The sequence below is a fragment of the Curtobacterium sp. PhB191 genome (assembly GCF_004346515.1).
In the GTDB taxonomy this organism is placed as follows: Bacteria; Actinomycetota; Actinomycetes; order Actinomycetales; family Microbacteriaceae; genus Curtobacterium.
Window position 1 is genome coordinate 241,089 of record NZ_SMBV01000002.1, and the last position, 20,804, is coordinate 261,892.

16 protein-coding genes and 1 tRNA gene are annotated in these 20,804 nt (G+C 70.5%); 11 read left to right on the forward strand and 6 right to left on the reverse strand.

The genetic code is table 11. From position 1 onward, the window contains the following. Nucleotides 1–21: 21 nt before the first annotated feature. Complete coding sequence (locus EDF48_RS04345; RefSeq protein WP_243649851.1) at nt 22–1,488, reverse strand: zinc-dependent metalloprotease; 1,467 nt, start codon at nt 1,486–1,488, stop codon at nt 22–24. A gap of 152 nt (nt 1,489–1,640) precedes the next feature. On the opposite strand from EDF48_RS04345, the gene EDF48_RS04350 reads away from it, so the two are divergent. The 4 genes from EDF48_RS04350 (at nt 1,641) to EDF48_RS04365 (ending at nt 6,995) form a co-directional block, all read left to right on the forward strand. Beyond that, the gene (locus tag EDF48_RS04350) at nt 1,641–2,750 is read left to right on the forward strand and encodes a S16 family serine protease (protein ID WP_243649853.1); all 1,110 of its coding nucleotides are present in this window, start codon (nt 1,641–1,643) and stop codon (nt 2,748–2,750) included. Nucleotides 2,751–2,915: 165 nt separating this feature from the next. Next, nucleotides 2,916–5,885 carry a UPF0182 family protein gene (locus tag EDF48_RS04355; RefSeq protein ID WP_207913217.1) on the forward strand — a complete coding sequence of 990 codons (2,970 nt, stop codon included), beginning with the start codon at nt 2,916–2,918 and terminating at the stop codon, nt 5,883–5,885. A 63-nt stretch (nt 5,886–5,948) separates the two neighbouring features. Next, nucleotides 5,949–6,025, forward strand: a tRNA-Met gene (locus EDF48_RS04360). A 100-nt stretch (nt 6,026–6,125) separates the two neighbouring features. Beyond that, the gene (locus EDF48_RS04365) at nt 6,126–6,995 is read left to right on the forward strand and encodes a carbon-nitrogen hydrolase family protein (protein ID WP_131878375.1); all 870 of its coding nucleotides are present in this window, start codon (nt 6,126–6,128) and stop codon (nt 6,993–6,995) included. Between the two features lie 54 nt (nt 6,996–7,049). Here EDF48_RS04365 and EDF48_RS04370 read toward each other — a convergent pair whose 3' ends face one another. Beyond that, nucleotides 7,050–8,252 carry an aminotransferase class I/II-fold pyridoxal phosphate-dependent enzyme gene (locus EDF48_RS04370; RefSeq protein ID WP_131878376.1) on the reverse strand — a complete coding sequence of 401 codons (1,203 nt, stop codon included), beginning with the start codon at nt 8,250–8,252 and terminating at the stop codon, nt 7,050–7,052. A gap of 191 nt (nt 8,253–8,443) precedes the next feature. On the opposite strand from EDF48_RS04370, the gene EDF48_RS04375 reads away from it, so the two are divergent. The 5 genes from EDF48_RS04375 (at nt 8,444) to EDF48_RS04395 (ending at nt 14,815) form a co-directional block, all read left to right on the forward strand. After that, entirely contained in the window at nt 8,444–10,495 is a 2,052-nt protein-coding gene (locus tag EDF48_RS04375; RefSeq protein ID WP_243698029.1) for a trypsin-like peptidase domain-containing protein, read from the forward strand. A 183-nt stretch (nt 10,496–10,678) separates the two neighbouring features. Next, a complete protein-coding gene (locus EDF48_RS04380) occupies nt 10,679–11,722 on the forward strand; it encodes a glycosyltransferase family 2 protein (RefSeq protein ID WP_123294079.1) in 1,044 nt (347 codons plus the stop codon). Nucleotides 11,723–11,726: 4 nt separating this feature from the next. Next, nucleotides 11,727–12,548, forward strand: coding sequence for a CDP-alcohol phosphatidyltransferase family protein (locus EDF48_RS04385; RefSeq protein ID WP_123294078.1), 822 nt, complete (start codon nt 11,727–11,729; stop codon nt 12,546–12,548). Nucleotides 12,549–12,619: 71 nt separating this feature from the next. Beyond that, complete coding sequence (locus EDF48_RS04390) at nt 12,620–13,528, forward strand: glycosyltransferase (protein WP_243698044.1); 909 nt, start codon at nt 12,620–12,622, stop codon at nt 13,526–13,528. 54 nt (nt 13,529–13,582) lie between these two features. After that, nucleotides 13,583–14,815 (forward strand): CDP-glycerol glycerophosphotransferase family protein, encoded by a 1,233-nt coding sequence (locus tag EDF48_RS04395; protein ID WP_131878378.1) that lies wholly within the window; start codon nt 13,583–13,585, stop codon nt 14,813–14,815. 17 nt (nt 14,816–14,832) lie between these two features. Here EDF48_RS04395 and EDF48_RS04400 read toward each other — a convergent pair whose 3' ends face one another. The 4 genes from EDF48_RS04400 to EDF48_RS04415 form a co-directional block, all read right to left on the reverse strand. Further along, nucleotides 14,833–15,135 carry a hypothetical protein gene (locus EDF48_RS04400; RefSeq protein WP_111085009.1) on the reverse strand — a complete coding sequence of 101 codons (303 nt, stop codon included), beginning with the start codon at nt 15,133–15,135 and terminating at the stop codon, nt 14,833–14,835. A gap of 116 nt (nt 15,136–15,251) precedes the next feature. Next, entirely contained in the window at nt 15,252–16,022 is a 771-nt protein-coding gene (locus EDF48_RS04405; protein ID WP_123673150.1) for an ABC transporter ATP-binding protein, read from the reverse strand. Continuing rightward, on the reverse strand, nt 16,022–16,822 hold the full coding sequence (locus EDF48_RS04410; protein ID WP_131878692.1) for an ABC transporter permease: 801 nt from the start codon (nt 16,820–16,822) through the stop codon (nt 16,022–16,024). The genes EDF48_RS04405 and EDF48_RS04410 overlap by 1 nt, the downstream gene beginning before the upstream one ends. Nucleotides 16,823–16,890: 68 nt before the next feature. After that, a complete protein-coding gene (locus tag EDF48_RS04415) occupies nt 16,891–17,586 on the reverse strand; it encodes a phosphocholine cytidylyltransferase family protein (protein ID WP_111085011.1) in 696 nt (231 codons plus the stop codon). A 297-nt stretch (nt 17,587–17,883) separates the two neighbouring features. Here EDF48_RS04415 and EDF48_RS04420 point away from each other — a divergent pair, with 297 nt between their 5' ends. Continuing rightward, entirely contained in the window at nt 17,884–19,209 is a 1,326-nt protein-coding gene (locus EDF48_RS04420) for an ABC transporter ATP-binding protein (protein WP_243698030.1), read from the forward strand. Beyond that, the gene (locus EDF48_RS04425; RefSeq protein WP_131878380.1) at nt 19,185–20,756 is read left to right on the forward strand and encodes an ABC transporter permease; all 1,572 of its coding nucleotides are present in this window, start codon (nt 19,185–19,187) and stop codon (nt 20,754–20,756) included. The genes EDF48_RS04420 and EDF48_RS04425 overlap by 25 nt, the downstream gene beginning before the upstream one ends. The last annotated feature ends 48 nt before the right edge of the window (nt 20,757–20,804 follow it).

The following is a 20,804-nucleotide window of genomic DNA, read 5'->3' on the forward strand; positions in this document are numbered from 1 at the left end:
GAGAACTCGGCGGTGCCGGACTCAGCGGGGCTGGTCGCCGGGGTGGTCCTCGTCGGTGCCTGTCTCGTCGGTGCCCGTTCCGTCGGTGGCCGTCTTGCCGGTGCCCGTTCCGTCGGTGCCCGGGGCGCCGTCGTCGATCCGGCCGGACTCGTCCTCGTGCGGACGGGCGCCGGTGGCGTCGTTGAGCAGGTCCTCGAGCGCCTTGTCGAACGCGTCGTCCTCCTCGGTCTGCGCGGGGTTCCGCAGACGGGCGACCAGAGCGTCCGGTGCGTCGACGTCGTCGGACGTGGGGACCAGGTCGAAGTGCGACCAGAGTGCGTCACGCTGCTCGGCACCGAGCTCGTCCGTCACCCGCTGCCACATCGCGGCGGCCTCGCGCAGACGGCGGGGTCGCAGTTCGAGGCCGACGAGCGTCGCGAACGCGGACTCGGCGGGTCCTCCGGCTGCACGGCGACGACGGACCATCTCGGCGATGGCACCGCTCTTCGGCAGCCGGACGGTGGCGGCGGCGGTCACCGTGTCGACCCAGCCCTCGACGAGCGCGAGCATGGTCTCGAGTCGTGCCAGCGCAGCATCCTGCTCGGGCGTGCGCGGCGGGATGAGCGCACCGGAGGCGAGCGCGTCCCGCAGCTGCTCCTGGTTGGTCGGGTCGATGTCCGCGGCGAGCTCCTCGACGCGGTCGAAGGGGATGTGGATGCCCCGTGCGTAGTCCGTGATCGACGAGATGATGTGCAGTCGCAGCCACCGCGCCGAGCGGAAGAGCCGTGCGTGGGCGAGTTCGCGGACCGCCAGGTAGATGCGGACCTCGTCCTCGGAGACGTCGAGGCCCTCGGCGAACTCGGCCACGTTCTGCGGCAGGAGTGCGGCCACCTGCTCGTCCAGCAGCGGGACACCCACGTCGCCGCCGGACACGACCTCCTTCGACAGCTGGCCGACGACCTGGCCGAGCTGGATGGCGAAGAGGGCACCGCCGACGCCGCGCATCGCCTTCGAGACGTCACCGAGCATCGCCTTGAGTTCTTCGGGAGCACGCTGGTCGATGGCCTCGGTCAGCGCATCGGCGATGCTGAACGCGACGGGCTCGGCGATCTGGGTCCACACCGGAACCGTCGCCTTCGCCCACTGCTCCCGCGTGTACAGGCTCGGGGTCGCGGTGAGCTCGGCCACGGTCGTGACCTCGTCCAACCAGAGGGCGGCGACCTGGAACGCCTGGTCGGCCGCCTGCGAGGCCACCGGGTCGACGGCGTGGCCGCCCTCGCGGGCGATCGCGGTGGCGCGCTCGGCGGTCGCGGAGAAGTCGATGCCGTCGCCGCCGGACTGCGCGGCACGCTGCAGCTGGCTCATCAGGTTCGCGACGAAGGCCGGGTCGTTCGGCAGGCCGGCTGCACCGGCGAGCTGCGACGGGTCGATCTGGCCCTCGCCCGAGAGCAGCTTGCGCAGCATCTCCTGGAAGTCGTCGTCCGGCCCCGGCTGTGGTTCATCAGGCATGCCGACTACGCTAATCGCTGCTCACGGGGCCGCACCTGGGATGCCCCCGTGGGAACGCCCGAACCGCTGCGCCGAGGGCGAACAGTCCCGCCGCACGGCGCGGACGACCGCCCCGCCGTCAGGCCCGGCGACCGCCCCTGGAAGGACCCCGCGTGACCCTCTTCACCCCCGCGCCCCGTCGTCGTTCGCGTGCCAGGACCGTCGGGTGGGCGTTCGTGATCGGTGCCGTCGTGCTGGGGATCCTGGCGAGCGTGCTGCCGAGCCCGTACCTGATCGAGGTCCCCGGACCGGTCTACAACACCATCGGGACCCAGAAGCAGGGGACGGGCAAGGACGCGAAGGACGTCAAGCTGATCCAGGTCTCCGGGCACGAGACCTACCCCACCGCCGGTGCGCTCGACATGCTGACGGTCGGCATCCAGGGCGACGCGACGAACCGTCCGTCGTGGACCAGCGTCGTCCGGGCGATCTTCACGAAGTCCGAGGCCGTGATCCCGGTCGAGGCGATCTACCCGACCGGCACCACGACCGAGCAGGTGAACCAGCAGGACTCCGCCGACATGCAGGCGTCGCAGCAGTCCGCGGTGGCCGCAGCACTGATCCAGCAGGGGAACGACCTGCCGACCGAACTCGAGGTCGGAACCGTGCAGCCCGGCTCGGCTGCCGACGGTCCGATCGAGAAGGGCGACGTCATCACGGCCTTCGACGGCACCCCGCTCACGACGAACGCCGACGCCACCTCGCTGCGCGAGCTCGTCGCGAAGCACGGCACGTCGACCCCGGCCACCGTCACCATCGAGCGCGACGGTGCGACGAAGGACGTCCGGGTGACCCCGCGCGACGAGCAGGGCACCGCGCTCCTGGGCGTCGGCGTCACGGAGAAGTACGACTTCCCGTTCGACGTCTCGATCAAGCTGCAGGACGTCGGTGGACCCTCGGCCGGCATGATGTTCGCGCTCGGGATCATCGACGAGATCACACCAGGCAAGCTCAACGGCGGCAAGCACGTCGCGGGGACGGGCACGATCACCGCCGACGGCGAGGTCGGAGCCATCGGCGGCATCCGGCAGAAGCTCTACGGCGCGCGGGAAGCGGGGGCGACGGTGTTCCTCGCCCCGGCCGACAACTGCGGCGAGGTCGTCGGGCACGTGCCGGACGGGCTCGACGTCTACAAGGTGTCGACGCTCGACCAGGCCGTCACCGACCTGCAGACCATCGCCGACGGGAAGAGCACCGCGAAGCTCGCCCGCTGCGGTTCCTGACCGAGTTCCTGAGTCCTCGCACAGTTTCACAGTCCGCCCGGTCCAATAGGATCAGTGCACTGACGGCCCGCCGCGAGCCGGGCCCGCCGGTCCGACACGTCTGGAGCACATCAAGTGACGACAACCTCGTCCACCTCGGGGCGGCGTTCGCCGCGGGTCCCGATCGTGGTCACGATCATCGTGCTGGCCGCACTGGTGATCGGCTTCTTCATCTTCGCCAGCCTGTACACCGACTACGCGTGGTTCGCGCAGCTCGGGTTCCAGCAGGTCCTCACGACGCGGTGGATCGCAGGGACCCTGATGTTCCTCGCGGGCTTCCTGGGAATGGCGATCCCGGTCTTCCTGAGCATCGGACTGGCCTTCCGGTACCGCCCGGTCTACGCGAAGCTCAACTCGCAGCTGGACCGGTACCAGCAGGTCATCGAACCGCTGCGCCGCGCCGTCATGATCGGCATCCCGGTGGTGCTCGGCATCTTCGCCGGGCTGTCGACCTCGGGGCGCTGGAGCATGGTGCTCGAGTACTTCAACCGGACCCCGTTCGGCAAGACGGACCCGCAGTTCGGCCTGGACATCGGCTTCTACGTCTTCGAGCTGCCGTTCTGGCGCTCGATCGTGGCGTACTCGTCGGCCGTGGTGCTGATCGCGGGGCTCGCCGCCCTCGCCGCCTGCTACCTGTACGGCGCGTTGCGCTTCGGGGGACGTGAAGTCCGGATCTCCCGTGCCGCGCGCATCCAGCTCGCCGTCACCGCTGCGCTCTACATCGCGCTGCAGGCCGTCAGCCTGTGGCTCGACCAGTACGCGGCGCTCACCAAGTCGAACTCGCTCATCACCGGTGCGCAGTACACCGAGGTCAACGCGGTCATCCCGGGTCGCGAGATCATGGCGGGCATCGCGGCGATCGTCGCGATCCTGTTCATCGTCACCGCGGTGATCGGCCGCTGGCGCATCTCGATCGTCGGCACCGGCCTGCTGCTCGTCGCCGCGATCGTCATCGGGGGCATCTACCCCTGGATCGTCCAGCGCCTGCAGGTCAAGCCCTCGGAGCGTACCTACGAGTCCGCGTACATCGAGCGGAACATCAAGGCCACGCGTGACGCCTACGGTGTCTCCGACGTCAAGGAACAGAACTACGACGCCACGACCGAGGCCAGCTCCGGCGCCCTCGCGCAGGACGCCCAGACGACGGCGAACATCCGCCTCATCGACCCGAAGATCGTCTCCGACACCTTCAGCCAGCTGCAGCAGTACCGGCAGTACTACCAGTTCCCGGACGAGCTCGACGTCGACCGGTACGACGTCAAGGGCGAGACCGAGGACACCGTCATCGCGGTGCGCGACATCGACCTCGACGGTCTGAGCTCGGCCGCGAACACCCAGTACAACCGGGCGTTCGTGTACACCCACGGCTACGGCGTCACCGCGGCCTTCGGCAACCAGCGCGCGAGCGACGGCAAGCCGGTGTTCCTCGAGTCGGGCATCCCCTCGAACGGTGCGCTGGGTGACTTCCAGCAGCGCGTGTACTTCGGCGAGACCTCGCCGGCGTACTCGATCGTCGGGGCGCCGAAGGGCTCGAAGGACGTCGAGCTCGACTACCCGTCCGGATCCGACGACGACAACGGCGGCAACGCCACCACGACGTACTCCGGCGACGGCGGACCGAGTGTGGGCAACTTCTTCAACCGACTCGTCTACGCGGCGAAGTTCCAGTCGGAGCAGGTCCTGCTGTCGGACGCGGTCAACAAGGACTCGCAGATCCTCTACGACCGCGACCCGATCACGCGTGTCCAGAAGGTCGCGCCGTACCTGACGGTCGACAGCGACGCCTACCCGGCGATCGTCGACCACCGCATCCAGTGGGTCGTCGACGGCTACACGACGAGCGACGCCTACCCGTACTCGCAGAGCCAGAGCCTGTCGGACAGCATCGCCGGTTCGGAGTCCTCGGCGTACCGCACCGACCAGGTCAACTACATCCGCAACTCGGTGAAGGCCACGGTCGACGCCTACACGGGCAAGGTGACCCTCTACGCGTGGGACACCAAGGACCCGGTGCTGAAGACGTGGGAGAAGATCTTCCCGACGTCGGTCAAGTCGGTGTCGAGCATGAGCGCCGAGCTGCTGGACCACGTCCGCTACCCGACGGACCTGTTCAAGGTGCAGCGGTCGATCCTCGGCACCTACCACGTGACGAACGCGAACTCGTTCTACTCGGGTGACGACGCGTGGAACACACCACAGGAGCCCACCACCACGGGGTCGACCGACACGGATGCGAGCGCCGCCGACACGTCGACGACCACCAACGCCCTGGGCGCGCAGACGACGACGACCGCGAGCAAGGCGAACCTGCAGGATCCGTACTACCTGACGATGAAGGTGCCGGGGCAGGAGACCGCGTACAACCTGTACACGACCTACATCCCCCAGCAGTCCGCCGGTGCGAACAACCGCAACGTGCTGACCGGCTACCTGGCCGCCGACTCCGACGCGGGAGGTGCGGGCAAGGGCAAGAAGGCGTCGGGCTACGGCAAGCTCACGTTGTTGACGATGCCGAAGACCGACAACATCCCGGGCCCGGCGCAGGTGCAGAACCTGTTCAACTCGGACACCACGGTGTCGCAGGAGCTGAACATCCTGAAGCGCGGCAACTCGACGGTGAAGCAGGGCAACCTGCTCACCCTTCCGGTCGGCGGCGGCTTCCTGTACGTGCAGCCCGTGTACGTGCAGTCGACGTCGAGCGGTTCGTACCCGCTGCTGCAGAAGGTGCTCGTCGCGTTCGGCGACAAGATCGCGTTCGAGGACACCCTCGACGAGGCACTCAACTCGCTGTTCGGCGGTGACTCGGGTGCTGCTGCCGGAGACTCCGATGCCAGTGGTTCGGGGAGCGACTCCGGTTCGTCTGGGTCGGGCTCGTCCGACTCTGGTTCCGACTCGGGCTCCGGGTCGACCGACGGCTCGACCGGTTCGGGCACCACGGACAACGACGCACTGCAGCAGGCGCTGTCCGACGCGAACGACGCCCTGCAGGACCGTCAGCAGGCCTACGCCGACAACGACCTGGTCGCTGCAGCCGAGGCCGACAAGCGCCTGCAAGAGGCGATCGAGGCCGCGACCGCAGCCGAAGACGGCAGCTGACACGCCGTGGCGGGGCACACGATTTGTGCCCCGCCACGACCGTGTGTAGGCTATTCAATGTGCCGCGGGGTGGAGCAGTTCGGTAGCTCGCTGGGCTCATAACCCAGAGGTCGTAGGTTCAAATCCTGCCCCCGCAACCAAGCGTCACACGAAAGCCCCGGTCCGGAAGGACCGGGGCTTTCCTCGTTCCCGGGATCCTCCACGCCGGAACGCTCCGCAGTGCGCCGGTACGCTCGGCGGATGGGCACCCTCACGATCGCCGCCGCGCAGTTCGCTCCCGTGGACGACCCGGTGGCCAACCTCGAGACCGTCCGGACCGCGGCGGTCGACGCAGCGGCGCGGGGAGCGGCGCTGCTCGTCACGCCGGAGTACTCGTCGTACTTCACCGCCGACATCGACGACCGGTTCGTCGCCGCAGCGCAGCCGCTCGACGGCCCCTTCGTGTCAGGGCTGCAGGACATCGCCCGCGACACCGGACTCGCGCTCGTCGTCGGGATCGCCGAGACGACCGACGTATCAACGTCCGACGCAGCGACCCCGGCAGGCCCCACGCGCTTCCGCAACACCCTGGTGGCAGTGCTCCCCACCGGCGAGCTCGCGGCGACCTACCGGAAGGTGCACCTCTACGACGCCTTCGGGTCGCGGGAGTCCGACCGCATCGAGTCCGGAGACCCGGAGCAGCTGCCGGTCTTCGAGTTCGAAGGCCTCCGGATCGGGCTCGAGACCTGTTACGACCTGCGTTTCCCCGAGGTCACCCGCCGGCTGGCAGCGCCCGAGCACGGTGCGGCCGACGTCGTCGTGCTGCCGGCCGAGTGGGTGCGCGGCCCCGGCAAGGAGCACCACTGGCGGACCCTGCTCACCGCGCGGGCGATCGAGAACACCGTGTGGGTCGTCGGTGTCGGCCAGACGCCGCCGATCGGCATCGGCGCCTCGGTGGTGCTCGACCCCTCCGGTGTCGCCGTGGCGTCGGCCGGCTCTGCGCCCGGCACGCTCGTCGCGACGGTCGACACCGCCGTGACCGAGGCGGTCCGGCAGGTCAACCCGTCGCTGGCACTCCGCCGGTACGACGTCGCGCTGCGCGCCCGGCCTGGAGGCGCGGCTCGCCCCTGACCGGCAGGTCCCGTCCGATCCGTGGTCGCGACTGCGCCGGTGGCGGGATCGGGCTCAGGACGGCGCGTGGAGGCGTGCCAGGCGGCCGGCGGCGTCCTCGAGGACGGAACGCCGCTTGCAGAACGCGAAGCGCACGAGGGACCGGTAGCCCGCGGCGTGCTCCGGCCGGACGAAGGCCGACACCGGCACGCCGACGACCCCGGCCAGGGTGGGCAGCTCGAGGCAGAAGGCCCGTGCGTCGTCGTACCCGAGCGGCGCGGTGTCGGCGATGACGAAGTACCCGCCGTCCGGCCGCATGACGTCGAAGCCCGCTGACCGGAGCCCCGAGGCGAGCAGTTCGTGCTTGGCGGCGAGTTCGGCGGCGATCCCGGCGAAGACGGCGTCGGGCAACCGCAGTCCGACGGCGACGGCCGGCTGGAACGGTGCGCCGTTGACGAAGGTCAGGTACTGCTTCACCGTCGTGATCGCGTCGACGAGCGTCGGGGGAGCGGTGAGCCAGCCGATCTTCCAGCCGGTGGTGCTGAAGGTCTTGCCGGCGCTCGAGATCGAGACCGTCCGCTCGGCGGCTCCGGGCATTGTCGCGATCGGCGTGTGCGGGACGGTGAACGTCAGGTGCTCGTAGACCTCGTCGGTGACGATGAGGGCGTCGTACTGCGTCGCGAGTTCCACGATCGTGCGCAGGACCTCGTCGGGCAGGACCCGGCCGGTCGGGTTGTGCGGCGTGTTGACGAGCACGACGCGGGTGCGGTCGGTGAACGCGGCGCGCAGCGTGTCCTCGTCCGGCAGGAAGTCCGGAGCGGTGAGGGGCACGGTGACGTGGGTGCCGCCGGCGAGCCGGACGAGCGCACCGTAGGCGTCGTAGAACGGTTCGAACGTGATGACCTCGTCGCCCGGTTCGACCAGGGCGAGGAGCGTCGCGGAGAGCGCTTCGGTGGCGCCGGCGGTGACCAGGACCTGCCGGTCGGGATCGACCTCGAGGCCGTACCACCGCTGCTGGTGTTCGGCCACGGCGGTGCGGAGGTCGACCGTCCCGCGTCCGGGCGGGTACTGGTTGACGCCGTCCCGGATGGCGCGGACCGCGGCTTCGAGCACCTCGGCGGGGCCGTCCTGGTCGGGGAAGCCCTGCCCGAGGTTGATCGCGCCGGTGCTCGCGGCGAGGGCGCTCATCTCGGCGAAGACGGTGGGCGCCGGGACGCCGTCGGGTCCCAGGAGCATCGCTCCCTCGGCTGCTCGCAACCAGGGTCCTGCCTGCCGCATGTGGTTCCCTCCGGTGACGGCGACGACGTGTCGCGCTGAACGGACCCCAACCTAGCTGGCCGTCCGACGGCGATCCGGGGACGGACCCACAGCCCACGCATAAGATCGGCAGAGGATGCTTCCAGCGTCGCCAGAAGCACCGCTCAGGTGGTTGCGACAGACTGCACGAGCTTGAAAGGAGCACGTCCAGCATGACCGACACCACGCCCAACGGGCAGGGCGACGACCGCCGTCCGGACGATGCGGCATCGCCTGCCGCCAGTGAGGACGCCGCCGCAGCGGCCACGAAGGGGAACACGTCGATGCCGAACGACTCCGAGCAGTTCAACGACTCCGAGCAGTCCAACGACGCCGAGCAGCCCGAGAACGCCGAGCGGTCCGACGACGCCACGAGCGCCGACCACACCGACGTGATCCCGTCGGCGACCGACCACCCCACGGACCGCTACACGGCCCCGTACCCGACGCTCTCGGGCGACCAGCAGCGCGATGCCGGCCAGCAGCCGGCCGGGTACGGCCAGCAGACCTCCCCGTACGGGCAGGCGTCCCAGTACGGCCAGCAGCCCGCCGCAGACCAGACGAGCCAGTACGGGCAGGCCCAGCAGAGCCAGTACGGGCAGAACCAGCAGCCGCAGTACGGGCAGGCCCAGCAGAGCCCGTACGGCCAGCAGTCGCAGTACGGCCAGGGCCAGCAGTCCCAGTACGGCCAGAGCCAGCAGTCCCAGTACGGTCAAAACCAGCCGAACCAGCAGTCCCAGTACGGTCAGCAGTCGCAGTACGGCCAGCAGGGCCAGTACGGCCAGGCCCAGCAGCCGCCGTACGGCCAGCAGCCGACCGCGGGCCAGCCGCGGTACGGCGAGTACGCCCAGCCGGCCTCCGCCGCTGCCCCCGCGTCCTCGTCGGAGTACGCGACGGCGTCGGCGCAGGCACCGCAGTCCGCCACGAGCGCCTTCGGCGACGTGGACGGCGCGAACCAGCGCAACGGCCACTACTTCGCCGACGGAACAGCGGGTGCCGCTGCCACCACGACCACCACCCGTTCCGGGCGCAGCAAGCTCGTCCTGCCGATCATCGCCGGACTGGTCGTCGCGGGTCTGGTCGGCGGCGGCGCCGGGTGGCTCGCCGGGTCGTCGCAGGGCGGCACCGTCACGTCGTCCTCCGGTTCGTCGCAGGGCGGCAACCTCACGGTCAACGACTACGACTCCGCGACGGTCGTCACCGCGGTCGCTGCTCAGGCGACGCCGTCGGTCGTGACGATCAACGTGTCGTCCAGCAACGAGGCCGGCACCGGTTCGGGTGTCGTGATGAGCAAGGACGGCTACATCGTCACGAACACCCACGTGGTGACGCTCGACGGCGACAGCTCGAACGGTTCGATCACCGTGACGACCTCGAACGGCAAGATCTACGAGGGCAAGCTCATCGGCACCGACCCGACGGTCGACCTCGCGGTCATCAAGATCGACGCGACCGACCTCAAGCCGATGGAGTTCGCCGACTCCACGAAGCTCAACGTCGGTGACACCGCGGTCGCGATCGGTGCGCCCCTGGGCCTGTCGAACACGGTCACGGACGGCATCGTCTCGACCCTGAACCGCAGCATCCAGGTCACGTCGAGCGCTCCCAGCGAGGGCGGCGACTCGAACGAGGGCGGCAACGGCGGCAGCGGCCCGTTCGACTTCTGGGGCAACGGCGACAACGGCAGCAGCTCGTCCGCGAACACCACGGTCTCGCTGCCCGTCATCCAGACCGACGCGTCGATCAACCCGGGCAACTCCGGTGGTGCCCTGCTCGACGCGAAGGGCAAGCTGATCGGCATCAACGTGGCCATCGCCTCGGCCGGCAGCTCGTCGTCGTCGGACTCGGCGGCCGGCAGCATCGGCGTCGGCTTCTCGATCCCGTCGAACCTGGTGAAGCGCGTCGCGAACGAGATCAAGGACAAGGGCTCGGCCACGCACGGCCTGCTCGGTGCCACGGTCGGCGACGCCTCGGAGAACGCGAGCGCGACCCAGATGGGTGCGCTCATCAAGTCGGTCTCGTCCGGCGGTGCGGCGGCCAAGGCCGGTCTGCAGAAGGGTGACGTCGTCACGAAGATCGGTTCGGCGACCGTCTCGGACGCCACCGACCTGACGGCGCAGGTCCGCTACTTCGCAGGCGGTGCGTCGACGACGATCAGCTACCTCCGGAACGGGCAGTCCCGCGAGGCGGACGTGACCCTGGGCACGTACGACAGCAAGGGCTGACGCCACCACGGACAGGACGGGAGGCCCGGTGCACGACGTGCGCCGGGCCTCCCGTCCGTCTGCGGGTCGCGTCGCGGGCGCCCCGCAGGTTCCGGGTTCGGGTCTTGATAGGCTCATGGTCGCTCTGCGGGGCGGCACCGCCCCGGTGCGTCCCGTGCACCCAGCCAGCACCCCGAGGTACGCATGCAGACAGACGGACAGCCCCTGCCGGGCGTCTCGTACGTGATGCCCGTGCTCAACGAGGTCACCGAGGTCCGCGCTGCGGTCGCCAGCCTGCTCGACCAGGACTACACCGGCGTGTTCGAGGTCATCCTCGCGCTCGGCCCCTCGATCGACGGCACGAACGAACTCGTGGCCGAGATGAGCGCGGCCGACCCACGCATCCGGGCGATCGACAACCCGGTCGGGTCCACGCCGGCCGGCCTGAACGTCGCGATCACGGCGTCGGTGCACCCCGTGGTGGTCCGCGTCGACGCGCACTCGGTGCTGCCACCGGACTACACGCGCATCGCCGTCCGCACCCTGCTCGAGTCCGGTGCGGACAACGTCGGCGGCATCATGCGCGCCGAGGGCCGCAGCCCGTTCGAGCGGGCCGTCGCGTTGGCGTACGGCAGCCGCGTCGGCCTCGGCGGCACCCCGCACCACGTCGGTGGGACCGCCGGCCCGGCCGAGACCGCGTACCTCGGCGTCTTCCGCCGCGACCGCCTGTTCGAGGTCGGCCTGTTCGACGAGGGCATCAAGCGCGGCCAGGACTGGGAACTGAACCGACGCCTGCGCCAGACCGGCGGCACGGTGTGGTTCACGCCCGAGCTGGTCGTCACCTACCGCCCGCGACCGAGCCTGAAGCGCCTGGTGCGGCAGTTCGTCGCCACCGGGTTGTGGCGAGGCGAGCTCGCCCGTCGGTTCCCCGCGAACAACGGCCTGCGGTACTTCGTGCCGCCCGCGATGGTCGCCGCCATGGCCGTCGGAATCCTCGCCGGCGTCGTCGGTGTCGTCGGCGCAGCCCTCGGCAGCCCGGTCGCCTGGGCGCTCCTCGGGTTCGCCGTGCCCGCCGTGTACCTGCTCTTCGTCGTCCTCGGGTCGGTCGCCGTCGCGCGCCGGTCCGGGGTGGCGACCTTCCTCTGGTTGCTCGTGGTGCTGCCCTGCATCCACGTGGGATGGGGGCTCGGTTTCATCATCGGGTTCCTCACCCGTACCTCCGAGCTGACCACCCACACCGGACGGTGACCCCATGACCGACCCCGCCACCCACGGCCGCGGATCCGCACGCCCGACGTCGATCGCCGAGCTGCGGGCCGTCGCCCAGCCGGACGAGGTCCGCGCCCGCGCCAACGCCGAGCACTGGACGGCGTCGCTGTACCTGCGCGACGTCTCGCCGTACCTGACCTGGGTGCTGCTGAAGACCCGCGTCAGCGCCAACCAGGTGACCGGCCTGATGATCCTGGTCGGGTGGAGCATCGCCGCGGCCCTGCTCATCCCCGGCATCTGGGGCGCAGCGCTCGCCCTGGTGCTCGGACAGCTGCAGATGCTCGTGGACTGCTGCGACGGCGAGGTCGCACGGTGGCGTGGCACCCGCTCGCCCGCCGGGGTGTTCCTGGACAAGGTCGGGCACTACACGACCGAGGGACTGATCCCGGTGGCGCTGGGCATCCGAGCCGCCACCTGGCCGATCCACGGCGCCGACTGGATGTGGACCACGATCGGCTGCGCACTCGGCCTGGTGATCGTGCTGAACAAGGCCCTCAACGACATGGTGCACGTCGCCCGGGCGAACGCGGGGCTCGACAAGCTCGTCGACCGACGCGACGCCTCGACCGCGCCGTCCGGCCGGAAGCTCGCCTCGCTCCGCCGCCTGGCGCGGTTCCTGCCGTTCCACCGCCTGTACCACTCGGTCGAGCTGAGCATGCTCGCGTTCCTGTTCGCGCTCATCGGACTGGCGATCGGCGACACGCTCGCCAGCCGGATCCTGGTCGGGGCGCTGCTGCCGCTGGCCGTGCTGGCGACCGTCGGACACTTCCTGGCGATCATCGCGTCCAAGCGGGTCAAGGCGTGACCGACGACGCGGTGCCCCACGACGCGGTGCCCCACGACGCGGTGCCCGACGGCGCGGTGACCGATGGCACCGTGACCCCGAGCACCGTTCGTCGCCACGCGGTCGCGCACCCGAAGCGACCCCGTGTCGCCGTCGTGAGCCTGTCGCAGGGCACCCGGCCCGACGACCTGCGCCGCGGGCTCGACAGCGTGCTCGCGCAGCAGGGCGTCGAACTCGACGTGGTCTGCGTCGGCAACGGCTGGGAGCCGACCGGCCTGCCGGACGGGGTGCGGACGCTGGCGCTGCCGGAGAACCTCGGGATCCCGGCCGGCCGCAACGCCGGTGCCGAGGTCGTCGACGGGGACTACGTGTTCTTCCTGGACGACGACGCCTCGATCCCCTCGGTGACGTTCCTGCAGGACGCCGTCGGCCGCTTCGAACGCGACCCCTCGCTCGGACTGCTCCAGCCCCGCGTGGTCGACCCGACCGGCGCTGCCAACCCGCGGCGCTGGGTCCCGCGCATCCGCAAGGGCGAGCCGGACCACTCGTCGCCGGTGTTCTCGGTGTGGGAGGGCGCCGTCGTGCTGCCGATGGACGTGTACCGGATCGTCGGGGGCTGGGGAGCGGAGTACTTCTACGCGCACGAGGGCATCGAACTCGCGTGGCGCGTGTGGGACGCCGGTCGACGTGCTTGGTACGCCGGCGACCTGGTCGCCCACCACCCGGCCATCGACCCGGCGCGGCACACCGAGTACTACCGCCTGAACGCCCGCAACCGGGTGTGGCTGGCCCGACGGAACCTGCCGGCACCGCTCCGACCGCTCTACGTCGGTTCGTGGGCCGCGATCCAGGTCGCGCGCTGGTGGCGACACCCGCGACGCCTGACGACGTGGTTCGCCGGCATCCGCGAAGGACGGACCACCGACTGCGGACCGACCCGACCGATGAGCTGGCTGACCGTCGCCCGGATGACGCTCGCCGGGCGCCCGCCCGTCGTCTGACCACCCCGAACCCCACCGCCACCGCCACCGCCACCGCAGAACGGGAGACAGTCCATGCCGATCACCAGTGACGTGCGGACCGCCGTGCGCCTGGCCCAGCGCCTGCTCGCCTCGCGCCGGAGCCGCCGGGAGCTCGCCCGTCGCCTGCCGTCGGTCGCGGCGCCGGCGCCCGGCACGATCGAGATCGCGGTCTACTTCGCCGACGGCCCCGTGAACATGTACCAGGTGCGCCAGTGGTACGCGCCGCTGGCCGAACTGGCGAAGACGCACCCGGTCGCGATCATCGCGCGCAGCCCGGGCACGATGACCACGCTCATCGACGAGTCGCCGGTCCCCGCCGTGTACGCCCGTCAGGTGGTCGACCTGGAGCAGTTCGTCGAGACCCAGGCGCCGAAGGTGGTGCTCTACGTCAACCAGAACGCCCGCAACTTCCAGATGATGCGGTACGGGCGCATGTGGCACGTCTTCGTCAACCACGGCGAGAGCGACAAGATGTACATGACGACGAACCAGTTCAAGGCGTACGACTACGCGTTGATCGCTGGGGACGCCGCACGTGGCCGGCTCGCCGAGGCGCTGTGGGACTACGACCTCGACGCCAGGACCATCGCGATCGGCCGCCCCCAGGCCGACCACTTCGCCGGCGCGGCACCGTACCCCGCCGACGACCGGACCGTCGTGCTGTACGCACCGACGTGGGAGGGCGACCGCGGCGCCGCGGCGTACGGCTCGATCGCGTCCCACGGCACCACCATCGCCGAGCAGGTGCTCGCGTCGCCCCGCCACCGCCTGGTGTACCGCCCGCACCCGCGGAGCGGCGTGCTCGACCCGGCGTACCGAACGGCACACGAGCGGATCGTCGCGGCGATCACGGCGGCGAACGCGGCCGACCCCACCGCGCACCACGTCCACGACGAGGGCGGCGAGCTCGGCTGGCAGCTGGCCGACGCCGACGTGGCGATCACCGACATCAGCGCGATGATCTACGACCGCCTGGCGGTCGGGAAGCCCCTGATCGTGACCCGCCCGGTGTCGCCGGAGGCCGATGTGGACGAACGCGGCTACCTGAGCGACGCCAACTGGCTGACCGCGGCCGACGCGCCGACTGTGCTCGCGCGGATCGACGCCTCCGTGGGGGACGCCGCCGAGCTCGCCAAGCTGCAGCAGTGGGTGGCGCGCTACTTCGGCGACACCACGCCCGGTGCCGCGACGGCCAGGTTCCACGCTGCCGTCGAGTGGCTGCTGGAGCGCTGGCGCACCGTCGCTGCCGAGCGCGGCGAACGCTGAGCCCCGTCCGGACACGGTCACGGGTGCAGCCCCTGACCGACCAGTGACATCCGCCACACGTACTCGGAGCGGTCCGGACGGCGCCAGCGGACGATCACGACGCCGGTGTCCTGCGGATCCGCGCCGAACACGGCGACGGACAGACGTCGACCCGGTTCGAGCCGGTGCACCGCCAGCGGCGGGCTGTAGCCGTTGCCGAGGTGGGTGAGGGTCAGGCCGTCGACCGGTTCGTCCCCGGTGTTGACGAGGTCGTACCGGCGCGGGGCCTGCGAGCGGTCGATGGTGAACGGGACGGCGTACGCGGGTGCTGGGTGGTGCATGGCGAGAACGCTAGGGGGAGGGTCCGACGGTGGGGCCCCGGCGCAGCACCCGGGAACCCGTCGCTGTGGAGGGGGCACGGTGGTGCCCTGGTTGTGGAGGGGGAGTACCCGACCGGTCAGACGCCGTAGTCGGCGGAGTACTGCGCCAGCGCTTCCTCGATGGTGCCGTCGAGCTGCAGCCGGCCCTTGTCGAGGTACAGACCGCGGTCGCAGAAGCGGCGCAGGTCCTTGTCGCTGTGGGACACGAAGAAGAGCGTCCGACCGCCGGCCAGGAGCTCCTCGATCCGCTTGTAGCACTTCTCGCGGAAGGCCTTGTCGCCGACGGCGAGGACCTCGTCCACCAGGATGACGGGCTCGTCGAGCCGCGAGATCACCGCGAACGCGATGCGCACCTTCATGCCGCTCGACAGGTGCTTGTACGGGGTGTCGACGAAGTCCGCGATCTCGGCGAAGTCGATGATCTCGTCGAAGGCGCCACGGATCTCGGCGCGCGACATGCCGTGCAGGCCGGCGGTCAGGTAGACGTTGTCGCGGACGGACAGGTCGCCGACGAACCCACCGGTGATCTCGATGAGCGGCGCGACGCCGGCCCCGACGTCGATCCGGCCCTCGTCCGGCAGCATCACCTGCGCCACGAGCTTCAGGAGCGTGGACTTGCCCTGACCGTTGCGACCGACGACGCCGATCGCCTCGCCCGGACGGACGTCGAACGACACGTTGCGGAGCGCCCAGAACTCGTCGGCACGCTTGCGGCGGCCGCGTCCGGCGAAGAGGTCCTTGAAGTTCCGGCTCGCCCGTCGGTTGCGCTTGAAGCAGATGCCGGCGTCGCGCACGGAGATCACCGGCGCGACGGTCTCGGTGCGTCGGGTCTGGTCGGTGGCGGTCATCACAGCTCCTTCAGCACGCGGTGCTCGCTGCGTCGGAACACCGCGAAGCCGATGACCAGGACGACGCCCGTGATGACCACCGACGCCCCGACCTCGAGCCAGTCGAGCTGGCTCGGGAAGAACGCGGCGCGGTACATCCCGAAGATGCCGGTGAGCGGGTTGACCGCAGCGATGGGGCGCAGGGCGTCGGGCAGCGCGTGCGTGCCGTAGATGATCGGCGATGCGTAGAACAGGAAGCGCAGGACGAGCTTGGTCGCCCGCTCGAGGTCGCGGAAGAAGACGACGAGCGGCGCGACGATCAGGCCGAGGCCGTACACCAGCGCGCACTGCAGCACGATCGCCAGCGGGAAGAAGACGACCTGCCAGTGCAGGTGCGCACCCGTCGCGATCGCGAACGCCGCCAGCACCGGCAGGCTCAGCAGGAACTCGATGCCCTTCGACGCGTCGATCCGCGCGACCCAGATGGTGCGGGGGATCGTCGTCGAGCGGATGAGCTTCGACTCCTTGATGAACGCCCGCGTGGAGTCCGAGACGCCCCCGGTGAACCACATCCACGGCAGCAGCGCGGAGAGCAGGAAGACGATGTACGGGTCTTCACCGACCGAACCGCGGTGGAACACCTGGGTGAAGACGAACCAGTAGATCGCCGACATCACGAGCGGGTCGAGGATCGACCAGACGTACCCGAGCGCCGACGTCGAGTACCGGACCCGGAGGTCGCGGACGGTCAGCAGCCAGAGGGCATGACGATAGCGCCGACCGGCGCTCCGGGTCGCCGCTGGTGCGGCAGCCGCGGGCACGGTCGGCGCGCTCGCTGTGGTCACGGTTTCCCTTCGGGCGGAACCGCCGAAGGGGTCCTGACGGAGGTTCAGGCGAACAGGTTGTTCGCGCGCTCGAGGTCCTCGGCGAAGTCGATCTCGACCGCGTACAGGTCGGAGATGTCGATCGGGGACCAGCGTAGCCCGTCCTCGGCGATGGCAGCCTCGATGCCGCCCTCGAAGTACTCCTGGTCGTCGACGCGACCGAGCTGGCGGATGAGGGCCTGCTTGTCGTTCGCCGACACGTAGTTGATGCCGACGGCTTCGCCGAGCCCGCCGACGACCTGCTTGGAGAGCTTGTGGATGAAGCCCTCGGCGTCGACGGTGTACTTGACCTCTTCGTCGGAGACCTTGTCGGTGTTGACGCTGACGAACGAGTGGTCCTCGTCGATCATGTCGGCCGCACGGACGAGCGCCATCGGGTCGAAGACCACGTCGCCGTTCATCCAGAGGACACCGCTCTTGCCGGTCGCCTTGAGGGCGCGCAGCAGGCTCTTCGAGGTGTTGGTGGAGTCGTAGGACTCGTTGTAGACGAAGGACGCGTCGGGGAAGGCCTCGACGATGTGCTCCGACTTGTAGCCGACGACGATCGTCACGCGGGCGCTCGAACCGAACGCGGCGCGGATGTTGTCGAACTGCTGCTGCATGATGGTGCGGCCGTCACTGAGCTCCGTGAGCGGCTTCGGCAGGCTGCGGCCGAGCCGGCTGCCCATCCCCGCTGCGAGGATCACGATCTGCGTGGTCATGCTGGTCCCTTCTGGTGTCCGCCCGCGCGCCCTGGGGCACGGGCGGGCCTCGTCGAGTCTGCTCGCGGAACGTCCGAGTTCGCCGAGAACCGGACGCCGCGGGCCACGAGGGCGGCCGCTGCACGGTGTCGGAGAGCCCGCCGGAGCAGGTTTCCAAGTGGTGAACACTTCTTCGTGCCCTGGTGAATGATACGGAAACACCCGCTCAAGGGGTAGGTCCGCCGCGCTTCGTACTCATTTCGTGACACTGGAGCCGGCGGTTCCCCGCTGTCCGGAGAGCGTTGGTACGGTTGGGCGATGGCCGCCAGAGCAGAGAACGAGGACGTGTACGCCACGACCGACGCTGCCTGGATGACCGAAGCGAGTGACACCGACGAGCAGGACGCCGACGAGCGTGCCGCCGACCGGGTGGACGCCGCGGCGGGGGACGACGCCGACGACGACGACATGGGGGAACCGGATGCGCGCGACGCCTCCGTTGATGACGAGATGACCGACGACACCACGGCTGCCGACACCACGGCCGCCGACACCGATCCGGTCACCGAGCCGCAGTCGGACGCAGTGCCCGGTCCCGCGGCCCGTGCCGCGGCAGCGGCCCCGACGACGACCACCGGTGCCCGACCCGCCAAGGCGCGCACCACGAAGCAACGCACCAAGCGACCGGCGAAGGCCGCCGGCACGACCGGCACCGTGCCTCCCGGCCCCACCGCGAGCGACGCGACGTCCGCGACGGACGCGACCGCGCACGCAGCGCAGGGCGCACCGGAGACCGACGCACCGGAGGCGGACGCCGCGACGAGCCCCGCCGCGAAGAAGCGTGCTCCCCGGGCCACCGCGCCCAAGGCCCCGCAGAAGCTGCAGCCCGTCGTGCTCGCCGCCGACGGCCTCGTCAAGCGGTACGGGCAGACCCTCGCCGTCGACGAGGTCGACCTCGAGATCCGTCAGGGCTCGATCTTCGGCGTGGTCGGCCCGAACGGCGCCGGCAAGACGACCACCCTGTCGATGATCACCGGTCTGCTGCGTCCCGACGCCGGGTCCGTGACGGTCCTGGACCACGACGTCTGGGCCGACCCCACGGCCGCCAAGCGCAGCCTCGGCGTGCTGCCGGACCGCCTGCGGCTGTTCGACCGCCTCACCGGTGCGCAGCTGCTCTACTACTCGGCCACCCTGCGCGGTCTCGACGGTGCCACGGCTCGTGAGCGCAGCACCGACCTGGCCGAGGCGTTCGGGCTCGGCGAGGCGCTCGGTCGCCAGGTCGCCGACTACTCGGTGGGCATGGCGAAGAAGATCGCCCTGGCCGCCACGCTCATCCACTCGCCGCGGGTCCTCGTGCTCGACGAACCGTTCGAGTCGGTCGACCCCGTGAGCGCTGCGACCATCACCGACATCCTGCGCCGCTACACGCGCGGTGGCGGCACCGTCGTGCTCTCCAGCCACTCCATGGAGCTCGTGCAGCGCACCTGCGACTCCGTCGCCATCATCGTCGGCGGCAAGGTCCTCGCCTCGGGGACCATGGCCCAGGTGCGCGGTCGCAAGAGCCTCGAGGACAAGTTCGTCGAACTCGCGGGCGGCCGCGTCGTGGCAGAGAGCATGGAATGGTTGCACAGCTTCTCCGGCTGAGGGCCGATCTGCTCGCGGGCGAGGTCCGCGGCAGCGCCCGCCGGTCCGTGCTCGTGGTGCTCGGCAGCCTCGTGGGGCTCCTCGCCGCCGTGTTCGTCGCGACGCAGACGGTCGCGCTGCGCTCCGCCGACCCCGATACGGCCCGGGCGGTCACCGTGCCGGTCGGCACGCTCATCGCGTTCGCGTTCACCGTCGTCCCGCTCGTCGTCGGACGGAGCGACCAGCTCGACCCGCGGCGCTTCGCGGTGTTCGGCATCGGCCGTCGCGGGCTCGCGATCGGCCTCGTCGTCGCAGGGCTGATCGGCGTCCCGGTGATCGGGGTCGTCGTCGTGGCCGTCGCCCAGTCGATCGCCTGGGCGCGTGACGCCGGCACCGGTGTGCTCGCGGTGATCGGCGGCCTGCTCGCGATCGCCACCTGCGCGCTCCTGGTCCGCGTGTGCTGCACCGTCGGCTCGCGGCTGATCGGTCCGCACCGGTCCCGCGACGCCGGGTGGCTCGTCGCGCTCGTGATCATCGTGCTCGCGATCCCGGCGATCTCGCTGCTGCTCCGCGTCGACTGGCTCGACCCCGAGGGCACCGAGATGCAACGCGTCGCGGACGTCGCGGGGTGGACGCCGTGGGGCGCCGCCTGGGCCGTGCCCGCCGAGGTCGCCAGCGGCCACGTCGGCACCGGGTTCCTCAAGCTGCTCGTCGCGATCGCCGTCGTCGCCCTGCTCACCTGGGCGTGGTGGGCGCTCGTCGGTCGGGCGCTCGACACCGTCGACGGTCGCACCCGGACCCGGCGCTACCAGGGGCTCGGCTGGTTCGACCGGCTCGGCTCGACACCGGTCGCCGCCGTCGCCGCGCGCGCCCTGACCTACTGGGTGCGCGACCCGCGGTACCGCACCTCGTACCTGATCATCCTGTTCGTCCCGCTCGTCGTCATCCCGCTCGGGGTCGCCGGGGTGCCGTGGCACTGGACCGCGCTCGTGCCGTTGCCGCTCATGGCGCTGATCGCCGGGTTCCTGCCGCACAACGACGTCTCGTACGACAACACCGCGGTGTGGCTGCACGTCGCCTCCGGGGCTCCCGGGTGGAGCGACCGTCTCGGCCGTGTCGTCCCGGTCCTCGTCGTCGGTGCGCCGGCGATCGTGGCCGGCTCGGCGGTGTCCGCCTGGTTGTTCGACGACTGGACGGTGTTCCCGCTGCTGATCGGCGTGAGTGCCAGCGCCCTGCTGTCCGGACTCGGGCTGTCGAGCGTCGTGTCCGTGCTGCTGCCCTACCCGACCGTGCGGCCGGGCGACCACCCGTTCCAGCAGCCGCAGGCCGCGGGGGTGACGGCGACGGTCGCGCAGTCGATGATGGTGATCGGCATCGTGCTCTGCACCGTCCCGGCGGCGTGGCTCGCGGTGCTGGCCTTCGTCCGCGGCGCTGAGCCGTGGTCGATGCTGACGCTCGCGGTGGGCATCGGGGTCGGCGCGGTCGTGCTCGTCATCGGGATCTTCGCGGGCGGGCGGCTGTTCGACCGGCGCGGCCCGGACCTGCTGGCCGCGGCGCAGCGCAACTAGCGTTCCGGAACGAACTCGAGGTGCGCAGACCAACGTGCGCAGACCGTC